Source organism: Marinobacter koreensis, from assembly GCF_023156285.1.
GTDB classification, from domain to species: Bacteria; Pseudomonadota; Gammaproteobacteria; order Pseudomonadales; family Oleiphilaceae; genus Marinobacter; species Marinobacter koreensis.
In genome coordinates, this window is the sequence record NZ_JAKZAJ010000005.1 from 37,986 (window position 1) to 50,519 (window position 12,534).

General features: G+C 61.4%; 13 protein-coding genes. 8 read left to right on the plus strand and 5 right to left on the minus strand.

Going from position 1 to position 12,534, the window contains the following annotated elements:
• Positions 1 to 63 precede the first annotated feature (63 nt).
• From argJ to ribA, 4 genes are all read left to right on the plus strand, one after another.
• Positions 64 to 1,281 carry a bifunctional glutamate N-acetyltransferase/amino-acid acetyltransferase ArgJ gene (gene argJ, locus MLD04_RS13945; RefSeq protein ID WP_248159609.1) on the plus strand — a complete coding sequence of 406 codons (1,218 nt, stop codon included), beginning with the start codon at positions 64 to 66 and terminating at the stop codon, positions 1,279 to 1,281.
• 1 nt (position 1,282) lies between these two features.
• Positions 1,283 to 2,266, plus strand: coding sequence for a Nudix family hydrolase (locus MLD04_RS13950; RefSeq protein ID WP_248159611.1), 984 nt, complete (start codon positions 1,283 to 1,285; stop codon positions 2,264 to 2,266).
• A 79-nt stretch (positions 2,267 to 2,345) separates the two neighbouring features.
• Positions 2,346 to 2,825 carry a cyclic pyranopterin monophosphate synthase MoaC gene (gene moaC, locus MLD04_RS13955; protein WP_248159613.1) on the plus strand — a complete coding sequence of 160 codons (480 nt, stop codon included), beginning with the start codon at positions 2,346 to 2,348 and terminating at the stop codon, positions 2,823 to 2,825.
• A gap of 134 nt (positions 2,826 to 2,959) precedes the next feature.
• Entirely contained in the window at positions 2,960 to 3,571 is a 612-nt protein-coding gene (gene ribA, locus MLD04_RS13960; protein WP_248159615.1) for a GTP cyclohydrolase II, read from the plus strand.
• 70 nt (positions 3,572 to 3,641) lie between these two features.
• Here the strand turns inward: ribA and dxs are convergent, their stop codons facing one another.
• The 4 genes from dxs to MLD04_RS13980 all read right to left on the minus strand — a co-directional run bounded on the left by dxs (position 3,642) and on the right by MLD04_RS13980 (position 7,617).
• Positions 3,642 to 5,564 (minus strand): 1-deoxy-D-xylulose-5-phosphate synthase, encoded by a 1,923-nt coding sequence (gene dxs, locus MLD04_RS13965; protein WP_248159617.1) that lies wholly within the window; start codon positions 5,562 to 5,564, stop codon positions 3,642 to 3,644.
• Positions 5,565 to 5,640: 76 nt separating this feature from the next.
• Positions 5,641 to 6,537 carry a polyprenyl synthetase family protein gene (locus tag MLD04_RS13970; RefSeq protein ID WP_248159619.1) on the minus strand — a complete coding sequence of 299 codons (897 nt, stop codon included), beginning with the start codon at positions 6,535 to 6,537 and terminating at the stop codon, positions 5,641 to 5,643.
• A complete protein-coding gene (locus MLD04_RS13975) occupies positions 6,537 to 6,791 on the minus strand; it encodes an exodeoxyribonuclease VII small subunit (RefSeq protein WP_008937212.1) in 255 nt (84 codons plus the stop codon). The genes MLD04_RS13970 and MLD04_RS13975 overlap by 1 nt, the downstream gene beginning before the upstream one ends.
• Positions 6,792 to 6,843: 52 nt before the next feature.
• Positions 6,844 to 7,617 carry an NRDE family protein gene (locus MLD04_RS13980; protein WP_248159621.1) on the minus strand — a complete coding sequence of 258 codons (774 nt, stop codon included), beginning with the start codon at positions 7,615 to 7,617 and terminating at the stop codon, positions 6,844 to 6,846.
• 98 nt (positions 7,618 to 7,715) lie between these two features.
• Here MLD04_RS13980 and MLD04_RS13985 point away from each other — a divergent pair, with 98 nt between their 5' ends.
• From MLD04_RS13985 to MLD04_RS14000, 4 genes are all read left to right on the plus strand, one after another.
• Positions 7,716 to 8,513, plus strand: coding sequence for a sulfite exporter TauE/SafE family protein (locus MLD04_RS13985; protein WP_248159622.1), 798 nt, complete (start codon positions 7,716 to 7,718; stop codon positions 8,511 to 8,513).
• A gap of 10 nt (positions 8,514 to 8,523) precedes the next feature.
• The gene (gene lgt / locus MLD04_RS13990) at positions 8,524 to 9,312 is read left to right on the plus strand and encodes a prolipoprotein diacylglyceryl transferase (RefSeq protein ID WP_248159624.1); all 789 of its coding nucleotides are present in this window, start codon (positions 8,524 to 8,526) and stop codon (positions 9,310 to 9,312) included.
• Positions 9,309 to 10,148, plus strand: a complete 840-nt coding sequence (locus MLD04_RS13995) for a thymidylate synthase (RefSeq protein ID WP_248159626.1) — start codon at positions 9,309 to 9,311, stop codon at positions 10,146 to 10,148. The genes lgt and MLD04_RS13995 overlap by 4 nt, the downstream gene beginning before the upstream one ends.
• 335 nt (positions 10,149 to 10,483) lie before the next feature.
• Positions 10,484 to 10,996, plus strand: coding sequence for a dihydrofolate reductase (locus MLD04_RS14000; RefSeq protein ID WP_248159634.1), 513 nt, complete (start codon positions 10,484 to 10,486; stop codon positions 10,994 to 10,996).
• Here the strand turns inward: MLD04_RS14000 and MLD04_RS14005 are convergent.
• Complete coding sequence (locus MLD04_RS14005) at positions 10,993 to 12,504, minus strand: DEAD/DEAH box helicase (RefSeq protein WP_248159636.1); 1,512 nt, start codon at positions 12,502 to 12,504, stop codon at positions 10,993 to 10,995. The genes MLD04_RS14000 and MLD04_RS14005 overlap by 4 nt on opposite strands.
• Between the last annotated feature and the right edge of the window lie 30 nt (positions 12,505 to 12,534).

Here is a 12,534-nt window from a genome sequence, read left to right on the forward strand (position 1 = left end):
ACCGGGCTGCGGGTTTTTGCGTTATAAACGTTTTGTATCCGTATTCAGAGAAGGAGATGCGCCATGGCGGTAGGTCCAGGTACCCTGCCTGAGTTTTTCCCGGTTGCGGGAGTCCGGTTGGGCATTGCCAGCGCCGGTATCAAAAAGCCGGGCCGAAAGGATCTGGTGGTGTTCGAGCTCGCTCCTGGAAGCCGGGTGGCCGGAATTTTTACCCGTAACCAGTTCTGTGCGGCACCGGTGACCCTCAGCCGTCGTCATCTGTCTCTGGTCTCGCCCCGCTACCTGCTGATCAATACCGGCAATGCCAACGCCGGAACCGGCGCGCAGGGCATGGAAGACGCGATTGCCTGCTGTCAGGCCCTGGCCGATCAGGCCGGCATCAGCCCGGAGGAGGTCCTGCCGTTCTCCACCGGCGTGATTGGTGAACCCCTGCCCGTTACAAAAATCGTCAATGCTCTGCCGCAGGCGATGGAGGGTGTGTCGGAGGATCGCTGGGCGGAAGCGGCCAGCGGCATCATGACAACCGATACCCGTCCGAAAGGGGCAACTCGCCAGGTGGAGGTGAACGGGCACACGGTCACGATCTCCGGAATCAGTAAAGGCGCGGGGATGATTCGTCCGAACATGGCGACCATGCTGGGTTTCATCGCCACAGATGCGCTCATCGCGCCGGATCTCCTGCAGTCCCTGGCTTCTGGCCTTGGCGAGAAATCCTTCAACCGGATCACGATTGATGGCGATACATCCACCAACGATGCCTGTATGTTGATGGCGTCCGGCCAGTATGGCGGCCCGGAAATAACCGCTGACTGCGCGGATCTGCCAGCATTGCGGGATGCGCTGGAGCAGGTTTATCTGGAACTGGCTCATGCGATTGTGCGCGATGGCGAGGGTGCCACCAAGTTCGTGACCATTGATGTGAGCGGTGCGGCCAGTCAGCAGGAGGCGCTGGATGTGGCCTACACGGTTGCCCATTCGCCACTGGTGAAAACGGCCCTTTATGCCTCTGATCCGAACTGGGGCCGGATTCTGGCAGCCGTGGGACGAGCCGGGGTTTCCGGTCTGGATCTCAACGCTCTGGAAATCTATCTGGGCGACGTTTGTCTGGTGCGACATGGCGGCCGGGCCGACGACTATTCCGAGGAGCGGGGGCAGGCGGTGATGGATCGCGAAGAAATTACCATTGCCATCGATCTCAAGCGGGGCGAGGTCCGTGAAACGGTGTGGACCTGCGATTTTTCCCATGATTACGTCACCATCAATGCGGAATACCGGACCTGACATGACGAAAGCCAGTTCGTCCGGGCGCGAGGTCCATGTGGCGGTTGCCGTTATCGAGCGGCGTGGTCGAATACTGATTGCGCGCCGACCGGATCACGCCCACCAGGGCGGTCTGCTGGAGTTTCCCGGGGGGAAGGTCGAGCCAGGAGAGACGGTTCAGACGGCCCTGATCCGGGAAATCGCAGAGGAAACGGGCCTGAAGGTCCCGGAAGACTCCCTGACACCGGTCATCGGGATCCGTCACAACTATGGTGACAAGCGGGTCTTTCTGGACGTGTGGCACACCCGGGATGCCATTGGCGAGGCCGAGGGCCGGGAAGGCCAGCCTGTTGACTGGCTCACTCCCGCGGAACTACGGGATGATCAGTTCCCGGCTGCCAATCGGCCCATTATCCGGGCCCTGCGCCTCCCGCCTTTTCTGGCGATCAGTGGCCCATTCACTGATCCGGGCAACGGGTTGGAGATACTTGAAAACAGTCTGGATAGGTTCAACCCCGGTGGGCCGGCCATGGTGGTGCTGCGTGCGCCCGGTTTGAGCGAGCATGCCTACCTTGCGTTTGCCGAGCAGGCCGTCGGACGTTGTCGTGAACTCGGACACCTGCCACTGCTTCATGGCCCATCCGGACGTTATACCCGAATGCCGTCGGCGGCCGGAATTCACCTTCCCTGGCGGGAGGCTGAGACCCTCGAGTCGCGCCCGGTGCCGGTCTCTGTCTGGTTCGGCGTTTCCTGCCACGACGAAGCGCAGCTGGCTCATGCCGCAGCCCTCGGCGCGGATTTCGCCACCCTTGGCCCGGTCTTGCCGACAGACAGTCATCCTGGCCGGCCGGCCCTTGGCTGGCCCCGGTTCCAGTCACTGGTTGCCAGTGCCACGCTGCCGGTCTACGGACTCGGAGGCCTCGGGCCGGAAGATGTGCTCCGGGCCCGAGAGCTTGGCGGTCAGGGTGTCGCCGGGATCCGGTACTGGTGGCGTGAATCCGATTGATATCAAGGCCTGAACCCCGAGTTCCGTTACACTGGACATCACTGTCCTGTCATTTCCTGAATGCCAATCTGGAGGCACCATGAGTCAACTGACCCATCTCGACGACAAGGGCGAAGCCCGAATGGTGGATGTCACCGATAAGGCTGTTACGGAGCGGGAAGCCCGGGCTGAAGCCACGATTCGTATGGCGCCGGAAACCCTGAGGATGATTATCGAAGGCGAGCACCCCAAGGGTGATGTCTTTGCAACGGCCCGGATCGCCGGCATCATGGCTGCGAAAAAGACCCACGAGCTGATTCCCCTCTGCCACAGCCTGAACCTCACGTCCGTGAAAGTCGAACTGGCGCCTGGCGATGACGGCGCGTCGGTACATATCCTGACCCGCTGCAAACTCTCCGGACAGACGGGGGTGGAGATGGAGGCGTTGACTGCGGCCAGCGTCGCGGCCCTGACGCTCTACGATATGTGCAAGGCGGTCGACCGCGGCATGACGGTGGACGGTGTGCGTTTGCTGGAGAAAAAAGGGGGGCGTAGCGGACATTGGGTCGTCAGTCCGTGATCCGGGATTCCCGATCCCGCGTACCAAGCCCTGCATTGATCGGCGCCGCGGAACTCTACTGGCCGGGACTACGCCAAATTGGCGGCTCCGTGGTAGAATGCGCGCCCCGATTGACTGAACCACGAGGATAGACTGTGGCTGTTCGTTACATCCAGACCTGCCGGCTACCGACCCCGTTCGGGGTGTTTGATATGCACGGTTTCGAGGAACCGGATACCGGTAAGGAGCATATCGCCCTGACCCTGGGCGATCTGGAGAGTGACGAGCCGATGCTGGCCCGGACCCATTCCGAGTGCCTGACCGGCGATGCCCTGTATAGCATGCGATGCGACTGTGGTTATCAACTGGAAGAGGCCTTGCGAAGTATTGCCCGGGAAGGCCGGGGTGTTCTGCTCTACCTTCGCCAGGAAGGTCGCGGTATCGGGTTGCTTAACAAGATCCGGGCCTATCATCTGCAGGATCAGGGGGCCGACACCGTGGAGGCCAATGAGAAACTCGGATTTGCCGCCGACCTGCGAGACTACAGCATGTGTCGGGATATGCTGGAGCATCTCGGGATTCGAAGCCTCAGGCTGATGACGAATAATCCCAGGAAGGTGAAAGCCCTGGAGTCATACGGTATCAATATCGCCCAGCGGGTCCCGCTGCATGTCGGTCGTAACCCGCACAATGAAAATTACCTGAACACCAAACAGAGCAAGCTCGGCCACTGGCTGGAAACGCATCAGGACGATGACCCTGAGTGACCGGGATTGACGGCTCAGACCTTATCAAAAAAGCCCGCACTCAGTGCGGGCTTTTTTGATGGGAGGCTGATTACTTCACGGCCTTGAGCCGGACGTGTTGAAGTCGCTTGGCGATTCGTTCACGGATGCCCTCTGCATCCAGGCCGCAATCCGAGAGCAACTCGGTGTGTTTTCCGTGGTCGATAAACGTGTCCGGCAAGCCCAGTTGCAGAACAGGCTGAGAAACCTCCCGGCTGTTCAGGAACTCGGTCACGGCGCTGCCCGCACCACCGGCGACGACATTTTCCTCGAGCGTCACCAGCAGGTCATGCTGCTCGGCCAGCTCAAGGACCAGTGCTTCGTCCAAGGGTTTGACGAATCGCATGTCCGCTACGGTGGCGTCGAGAGCCTCGGCGGCCTCCAGCGCAGGGGCCAACAGCGTGCCGAAGTTGAGAATGGCAACGGTGGTGCCGTCCCGCACCCGACGGCCCTTGCCCAGCGGGAGAGGGGCAAGGGTCGGTTCTATCTCGGCGCCGGGCCCGGTTCCGCGGGGGTAACGGACAGCGGCTGGACCTTCGAACAACATGCCGGTATGGAGCATCTGCCGGGTTTCATTTTCGTCCGACGGCGTCATGACCACCATGTTCGGAATGCATCGCAGATAGGAAATATCGAATGCGCCGGCATGGGTGGGTCCGTCCTCACCCACCAGGCCCGCACGATCGATTGCAAACAGAACGTCGAGGTTCTGGATCGCCACGTCATGAATCAGCTGGTCGTAGCCGCGCTGGAGGAACGTGGAATAGATGGCAACCACGGGTTTGGCTCCGTCGCAGGCCAGCCCTGCGGCGAGGGTGACCGAGTGTTGCTCGGCGATGGCGACGTCGAAGTAGCGGTCCGGGAAACGCTGTGAAAAGGCCAGCAGATCCGAGCCCTCACACATCGCCGGCGTAATACCGACAATCCGTTCGTCCTGTTCCGCCGCGTCGCAAAGCCACTGGCCAAACACATTGGCGTATTTGGGGCGTGACGGCGTGCTCTTGACCGGCTCTGGCCGGGTTGGTGGCACCGGTTCGATCTTGTTGATGGCATGGTAGCCGATCGGATCGGCTTCGGCCGGAGCAAACCCCTTACCCTTGGTGGTAACCACGTGCAGGAACTGGGGACCATCCAGCTCACGGATGTTTTCCAGCGTTTCCACCAGCAGGGGCAGATCATGACCGTCGATCGGTCCGATGTAGTTGAAACCGAGTTCTTCGAACAGCGTTCCCGGAGCGATCATGCCCTTGAAATGCTCTTCGGTCTTCTTCGCCAGTGCCATCAGGTGCGGCGCACCCTGAAGCACCTTCTTGCTGCCATCCCGAACCTGGTTGTAGGTCCGGCTGGAGAGGAGCTTGGCAAAATAGTTGGACAGCCCGCCCACGTTCCGGGAAATGGACATGTCATTGTCATTGAGTACCACCAGCATATTGGCGTGCAGGTGGCCCGCGTGATTCAACGCTTCGAACGCCATGCCGGCGGTCATGGCGCCATCGCCGATGACGGCTATGCTCTTGCGACCGGTATTCTGCATGCGGGCCGCGATGGCCATGCCCAGGGCTGCGCTGATGGACGTGCTCGAATGCCCCACGCCAAAGGTGTCGTATTCGCTCTCGGCCCTTTTCGGAAAGCCGGCCAGCCCACCTTTCCTGCGGATGGTGCCCATCTGTTCCCGGCGTCCGGTCAGGATCTTGTGAGGATAGGCCTGATGGCCGACGTCCCACACCAGGCGGTCTTCCGGGGTGTTGAATACGTAGTGCAGGGCCACGGTCAGTTCCAGAACGCCGAGTCCCGCACCGAAATGGCCACCGGTCTGGCCGACCGACCAAAGCAGAAAGGCCCGGAGTTCACGGGCCAGCTGGGTCAGCTGCTCTGCCGGCAGCTCACGCAACTGCGCCGGTACCTCGATCCGGTCCAGCAGCGGCGTGTTCGGCCGCTGCAAGGGAATTTCCCTGAATGTGTATGTATCCTGCATTTGCTCGGGTCTTTTGGGGTCGTCCAATGAGTTCAAGAATCAGTACCGCAAGTGTGCGCCTTTGGCGCCGGGTGGTTCAATGGGTTCGTGCCACCACAAAGTCCGCCATCGCTCTCAGTGGGTCCGCCTCCGGCCCGAACGCCCGCAGGCTTTCGTGGGCGTCGGACAGCAGGTCCGCCAGGTGGCGGCGGGCGCCTTCCTGCCCCAGCAGCGCCGGGTAGGTCGGTTTTGCGCGTGCCTCGTCGGAGCCCTGGGGTTTGCCGATGACCTCAGTCGCTCCCTCGATGTCCAGAAGGTCATCCTGAACCTGAAACGCCAGCCCGAGTGATTTCGCGAAGGCGGTGAGGGCGTCGAGCGCTCGCTCGTCCAATTCTGGGGAAACCAGCGCCCCCATGCGAACACTGGCCTGAATAAGCGCTCCGGTCTTGTGGCGATGCATGGTTTCAAGCTGGGCCAGGGTCAGTGTTCGACCCACCGACTCGAGGTCGATCGCCTGGCCGCCAACCATACCCCGGTGACCGGCGGCGGCCGCCAGTTCGCCGATCATGGCTAGCCGAGCGTCGGAGCCCAGCGTGGCGCTCTCTGACAGCATGCCGAACGCCAGGGCCTGCAGGGCGTCACCGGCAAGAATCGCGGTGGCCTCGTCAAAGGCGATATGGGTCGTGGGGCGCCCGCGCCGAAGCTCATCGTCATCCATGGCCGGCAGGTCATCGTGGATCAGCGAGTATGCGTGTATGAGTTCTACCGCACACGCCGGCACCAGCGCCGACTCAAAGGAACCACCAACGGCCTTGGCGGCCGCCAGGCAGAGCGCTGGCCGGATTCGTTTGCCGCCACCAAGCACGCTGTAGCGCATGGCCTCCTGAAGCCGTTCCGATGCGGCATTCCGGTCGATACAGCGATCCAGCTCGGCATCAACCCGGTCACGGCAACTGTCGAGGAAGCGAGTGGCGTCCAGGGTCTGTTCGCTCATCAGTCAGCGTCATCCGCAGAGAAGGGGCGGGTTTCCAGAGTGCCGTCGCTGTTCTCGACCAGCTGATCGACTCGTTGTTCGGCACTTTTCAGCGCCTGCTGGCACTCCCTGGTCAGTTTGACCCCGCGCTCGAAGGCAGTCAGAGACTGCTCCAGCGACAACTCGCCCTGTTCCAGATCCCGGACCAGCTTTTCCAGCTCATCCAGTGATTTTTCGAAGTCGGCAAGGGATGTGGTGTCTTTTTCACCGGCCATCAGGCCCTCCGGTCGGGTGCAGAATTTCGCGGATTATATCAGAGCCGGAACGCTATCGCTGCCAGTCAAAGCGTTGGCAGCCGCCTTTTGCCGCGCCTGGTCCCCAATTCTGTTCGGTCACCCGGATATTCCCGCTGCGGGAGACGGTAACGACGGTCGTGGCCCGGGTGCCGTAGTCGTCGCCCACGATAAACGGGGACGACAGGAAGCGTTCCGTGGCAAGACCAACCCCGGTGTCCGGGAGAAAGCGGTCCGGCGCAGGCTCGGAATCCTGGAGTTGCGCAATCAGTTGCTGATGAAGCGCGTCTGCGTCTTCATTGGCGGTTTCCACAATCCGGTCCACGGCCTGTCGCAGCCTTAGCAGTTTGGGCCAGGGTGTCTGCAGCAGATGATTACTCAGGCCGTAGGTGCCCCGGTGCAGGTGCCGGCCGGGGTGCGCGTCCCGGTTGCTGAAATACCAGCCGCTCTGCGGATTCAGGTGAATCAGGTTGAAGCCGGCATAGCGGTCGGGATCACTTGCCAGCGAGCGGAACAGCTCTGAATGCGGCTCTGCCAGCGCCCTCAGTGGAAGTTCGCCGCGGGTGGATCGCCCCGCCTCCGGCGTGCCCTCACGTACGTTGGTTACCGCCGATACGGCTCCATCCGGGGTAATCGCCAGCCAGGTTCCTCCGGCCTGACGATCGCGCCCGGCAAGAATCCGCAGCCCCGAGTCTGATGTCCACCAGGCCATCGGATCTGTCGGGCGATGAAAGAATTCGTCCCGGTTGGCGGCCACCACGAGTGGAAAATGGGGGCTCTGGCCCAGGCAGAATGCGATCAGACACATGAACGGAGTCGACTCCAGAGAACGTGAGGTTGGGGAATGAACTTGCCACGAACGGTGTGTATCATACCAGCCTTGTTTTCTTCTGGGCGTATATGACGATGACCCTGGTAACCGTATTCGCATTGTACATGGCGCTTGGCGCACTGGCCGGGATCATGGCGGGCCTGTTCGGCATCGGGGGCGGCCTGATTATTGTGCCGGTCCTCATCTTCAGTTTCGGTGTGCAGGGGGTCAGCCCGGACGTTGCAGCGCATCTGGCTGTCGGTACCTCGCTGGCGACCATCGTCTTCACATCGCTCTCGTCAATCCGCTCCCATCACAAGCATGGCGCGGTGCGCTGGGATATCTTCCGGCCCATGACCGTTGGCATCGTTCTGGGTGCGATCGCCGGGGCCTGGACGGCCGCCTTCCTCAGTGGCCGCGCGCTACAGTTGATTATCGGCGTGTTTGCCATCCTGGTGGCGCTGAAAATGTACCTGGAAGTGAACCCGAAGCCCTCCCGCGACATCCCGGGAGCGGGCGGGCTTGGAGCCGCTGGTGTCGGCATCGGCTGGGCCTCTGCCATCTTCGGCATCGGCGGCGGTACGCTGACGGTGCCCTACCTGAGCTGGTGTAACGTGCGTATGCAGAACGCTGTCGGTACCTCTGCTGCCTGTGGGCTGCCGATCGCCCTGTCCGGGGCGCTGGGCAACGTCTGGACCGGCTGGCAGGATCCGAACCTGCCGGACTACAGCGTCGGATTCATTTATCTGCCGGCGCTGGTTGGTATTATCCTCACCAGCGTGCTCTTCGCACGGGTGGGCGCAAATCTTGCCCACCGCCTGAATGCCAGAATTCTCAAACGTATTTTTGCCACCGTGCTCCTGATCGTGGGGCTCCGTTTCCTCCTGAGTTGACAGGTCTCTGATGATCAAATATCCGCAGTTCGATCCCATTGCCGTCTCCATCGGCCCGCTGAAGATCCACTGGTACGGGTTGATGTATCTGCTTGGCTTCCTGGCCGGCTGGTGGCTCGGGCGGTTACGTACCCGAAAGCCCTGGTCTCCGATCAACGAAGAACAGATGGGGGACCTCCTGTTTTATCTGGCACTCGGCGTGATTCTCGGTGGCCGTGTGGGCTATGTCCTGTTCTACAATTTCGACCTGTTCCTCGCGGATCCGCTCTGGTTGTTCCGGGTCTGGGAAGGCGGGATGTCGTTCCACGGCGGGCTGCTCGGGGTGATGCTCGCCATGTGGTGGTATGGCCGCAAGGTCGATGCCGGATTCTGGCGCATTGCCGATTTCGTCGCGCCACTCGTCCCTATCGGCCTCGGCGCGGGCCGGATCGGCAACTTTATCAACGGCGAGCTCTGGGGCAAGCCCACGGATGTACCCTGGGCGATGGTCTTCCCCAAGGCGCCGGACGCCCTGGCAAGACATCCATCCCAGCTCTATCAGTTCGCGCTTGAAGGGGTCGCCCTGTTCCTCATCCTCTGGTGGTTCTCCGCCAAGCCAAGGCCCCGGATGGCGGTATCGGGTCTCTTCCTGCTTTGCTACGGCATCTTCCGTTTTCTCGTGGAGTTCGTCCGGCAGCCGGATCCCCAGCTCGGATACCTGGCCTTCAACTGGCTGACCATGGGGCAGGTACTGTCGTCACCAATGATCCTCGCCGGCGCCATTCTCATTGCTATCGCTTACCGGAGACATTCGGCATGAAAGCCTACCTTGACCTGATGCAAGACGTTGTCGATAACGGTTTCGACAAGGGCGATCGCACCGGTGTGGGGACCCGCTCGGTGTTCGGGCGTCAGCTGCGCTTCAATCTGCAGGAGGGTTTTCCTCTGGTGACGACCAAGAAAGTCCACCTGAGGAGCATCATCTACGAGCTGCTGTGGTTCCTCCGTGGATCGACGGATAACAACTGGCTGAAAGATCGGAAAGTGTCCATCTGGAACGAGTGGGCACTGGAAAACGGAGACCTGGGTCCGATCTACGGCAAACAGTGGCGAAGCTGGCAGTGTCCGGATGGCCGGGTGGTGGATCAGATCAGCGAGGTAATCGACCAGATCCGCAACAAGCCCAATTCCCGGCGCCTGATCGTCTCCGCCTGGAACCCGGCGGAACTGCCGGACGAGTCCATCAGTCCACAGGACAATGTCCGCGAAGGCCGGATGGCACTGGCTCCGTGCCATTGCCTGTTCCAGTTCTACGTGGCCGACGGCAAACTCTCCTGTCAGCTGTACCAGCGCAGTGCCGATCTGTTCCTCGGTGTGCCCTTCAATATTGCCTCCTATGCCTTGCTGACCCACATGATCGCCCAGCAGTGTGACCTTGGTGTGGGGGAATTTGTGCACACCTTTGGCGACTGCCATCTCTACCAGAATCATCTGACCGACGACATCGTCTTCGAGCAGCTCAAGCGCGAGCCGCGGTCGTTGCCGAAACTGATCATCAAGCGCAAGCCCGAGAGCATCTTTGACTACGAACTCGAGGACTTCGAGTTCGAGGGTTATGAGCCGTATCCTGGGATCAAGGCGCCCATTGCGATCTGATGCGGAATGGCGGGAAGTGAACGGGCGGGCAGGGTTTTCCGAAAAACGCCTCAAGACGTCCTGTGCGGCTTGGGCTCCGCCATCCATGGCTCCGCACATTTTCGGAAAACCCTGCCCGCCCGTTCACCCGATCTTTGAGTAATCGCTACCCCGCGGTTTCTGTAAAACTTCAAGAACTACAAACTCCCGGAGTCAGGTTGTGATGGGGGGAGGCAGGCAGCCAAAACTGTGCGGAGCCACGGATGGCTCCGCTCAAGCGTCACATGGACGTGCTCGAGCGGGTTTTGGCTGCCTGCCTCCTCTCATCACAGCCGCCGTAATCTAGAGGACCGGAGATGAGAACAGCTCTGATCGTGGCCATGTCCCGAAACCGGGTCATCGGCCGGAACAACAAGTTGCCATGGTATCTCCCCGGCGACCTGCGTTACTTCAAGCAGGCGACCATGGGCAAACCCATCATCATGGGGCGCAAAACCTGGGATTCCATCGGGCGGCCGCTGCCGGGCCGGATGAATGTGGTGATCTCCCGTAATCCGGACTGGGAGGCCCCGGCTGGTACCGTTGCCGCCGCGTCGCTGGATGACGCGCTGGTGAAAGCGAAAGCCCAGGCTGAGCTGGAAGGGGGAGACGAGGTGATGATCATCGGGGGTGGGCAAATTTACGCCGAGGCGTTGCCGCTGGTCGACCGCATCTACATTACCCAGGTCCACGCTGAGGTGGACGGGGATGCGTTCTTTCCGGAAGTGAACTGGGATGAGTGGGAGGAAATCGGACGGGAGGATTTCTCCGCGTCCGATAACAACCCATACGACTACAGTTTCGTCGTTTATCAGCGCCGCGCCGTTTAGCGGGCGGGACGCTTGCTCGGGGGCTTGCCGCCTTTGCCGGCGGGCTTGCCCTTCGGGCCACCTTTTCGGTGGCCGGGCTTGGCGTCTTTCTTGAACCCCTTGCCGGGGCCCTTGCGGAAGCTCTTCTTGCCCGGAGGCGGGCCCTTGCGATCACGGCGGGGCGCTGTGGAAATCTCCGGCAGGGCTTCCGGTGTTTCCAGCGGCAATGCGCCCGGCTGGGCCATTTCCATCCAGCATGCCATGGCACCGGCGATCATTGCCATGTCCATATCGTTGCGCTCGGCAATCTCATCCAATAATGCCATCGCCTTGGGCAACTTGCCGTCTTCGGCGAACGCCAGCAACTGGGTCTCGAACTGTTGTACCCGCATCTTCTGGAGATCCGCGGGAGAGGGCAGCTGATAGGACTCCATGGGCGAGTTGGTGGCCCGTTCCAGGGTGCGCAGCCAGCTGCGTTCACGCGGTGTTACCAGCAGGATGGCCTTGCCCGTGCGGCCGGCGCGGCCGGTGCGACCGACCCGGTGAATGTAGGCTTCGGTGTCGTAGGGCACATCGTAGTTGATCACGTGGGTGATCCGGGGCACATCGAGGCCGCGGGCGGCGACGTCGGTGGCGATGATGATGTCCTTCTTGCCCCGCTTGAGGTCTTCAACCGTCTGTTCCCGCTGGCGCTGGTTCAGATCGCCATTGAGCGGCGCGACCGCGTGGCCGCGTGCTGACAGCTTTTCAGCCAGCAGTGTGGTCTCCGCCTTGGTGCGTACGAAAATAATCGACGCGTCGAACGGTTCCACTTCCAGGATGCGGGTGAGGGCGTCCAGCTTGCGTTCGGCGTAGACCGGCAGCACAAACTGGGAGATCCGCTCCACAGTGCGGGTCTCGCTCTCGATTCTGACTTCGGCTGCATCCCTCAGATAGGTCTGGGCGACTTTCTTGATCTGCGGCGGCATGGTCGCGGAGAACAGCGCGCGCTGGCAGTTCTCAGGGGTTTTCGCCAGGATTGCTTCGACATCGTCGATAAAACCCATTCGCAGCATTTCGTCGGCTTCGTCCAGCACCAGCGCCTTGAGGCTGTTGAGCTTCAGCGTGCCTTTGCGCAGATGGTCCAGCAAACGACCCGGGGTTCCCACGATCACCTGGGCACCACGACGCAGACCCTTGATCTGGGGGCCGAAGTCCTGGCCGCCATAGATCGGGAGGACATGGAACTGCCGGAATTTGCTGGCGTAGGTTGTGAACGCTTCAGCGACCTGGATGGCCAGCTCCCGCGTTGGGGCCAGCACCAGGATCTGCGGCTCTGCGGTTGAGGCATCGATTCGGCTCAGCAACGGCAGCGCGAAGGCCGCCGTTTTACCGGTGCCGGTCTGGGCAACCCCAAGAAGGTGGCGGCCGGCGAGCAGAGCCGGAATGGATTTCGCCTGGATGGGCGAGGGTGTTTCATAGCCAACGGCGGTGACAGCTTCGAGAACGGCTGCATCCAGCCCCAGGTCGGCAAAGGACGTTTCTGACATTGATTTACTCGGAATTCGGAGGGCAGGGCA

Bases quoted from the DNA above. Each gene is read 5' to 3' on its own strand.
- argJ (WP_248159609.1), top strand. From the start codon at position 64: ATGGCGGTAGGTCCAGGTACCCTGCCTGAGTTTTTCCCGGTTGCGGGA.
- MLD04_RS13950 (WP_248159611.1), top strand. From the start codon at position 1,283: ATGACGAAAGCCAGTTCGTCCGGGCGCGAGGTCCATGTGGCGGTTGCC.
- moaC (WP_248159613.1), top strand. From the start codon at position 2,346: ATGAGTCAACTGACCCATCTCGACGACAAGGGCGAAGCCCGAATGGTG.
- dxs (WP_248159617.1), bottom strand. From the start codon at position 5,564: ATGCAGGATACATACACATTCAGGGAAATTCCCTTGCAGCGGCCGAAC.
- MLD04_RS13970 (WP_248159619.1), bottom strand. From the start codon at position 6,537: ATGAGCGAACAGACCCTGGACGCCACTCGCTTCCTCGACAGTTGCCGT.
- MLD04_RS13975 (WP_008937212.1), bottom strand. From the start codon at position 6,791: ATGGCCGGTGAAAAAGACACCACATCCCTTGCCGACTTCGAAAAATCA.
- MLD04_RS13980 (WP_248159621.1), bottom strand. From the start codon at position 7,617: ATGTGTCTGATCGCATTCTGCCTGGGCCAGAGCCCCCATTTTCCACTC.
- MLD04_RS13985 (WP_248159622.1), top strand. From the start codon at position 7,716: ATGACCCTGGTAACCGTATTCGCATTGTACATGGCGCTTGGCGCACTG.
- lgt (WP_248159624.1), top strand. From the start codon at position 8,524: ATGATCAAATATCCGCAGTTCGATCCCATTGCCGTCTCCATCGGCCCG.
- MLD04_RS13995 (WP_248159626.1), top strand. From the start codon at position 9,309: ATGAAAGCCTACCTTGACCTGATGCAAGACGTTGTCGATAACGGTTTC.
- MLD04_RS14000 (WP_248159634.1), top strand. From the start codon at position 10,484: ATGAGAACAGCTCTGATCGTGGCCATGTCCCGAAACCGGGTCATCGGC.
- MLD04_RS14005 (WP_248159636.1), bottom strand. From the start codon at position 12,504: ATGTCAGAAACGTCCTTTGCCGACCTGGGGCTGGATGCAGCCGTTCTC.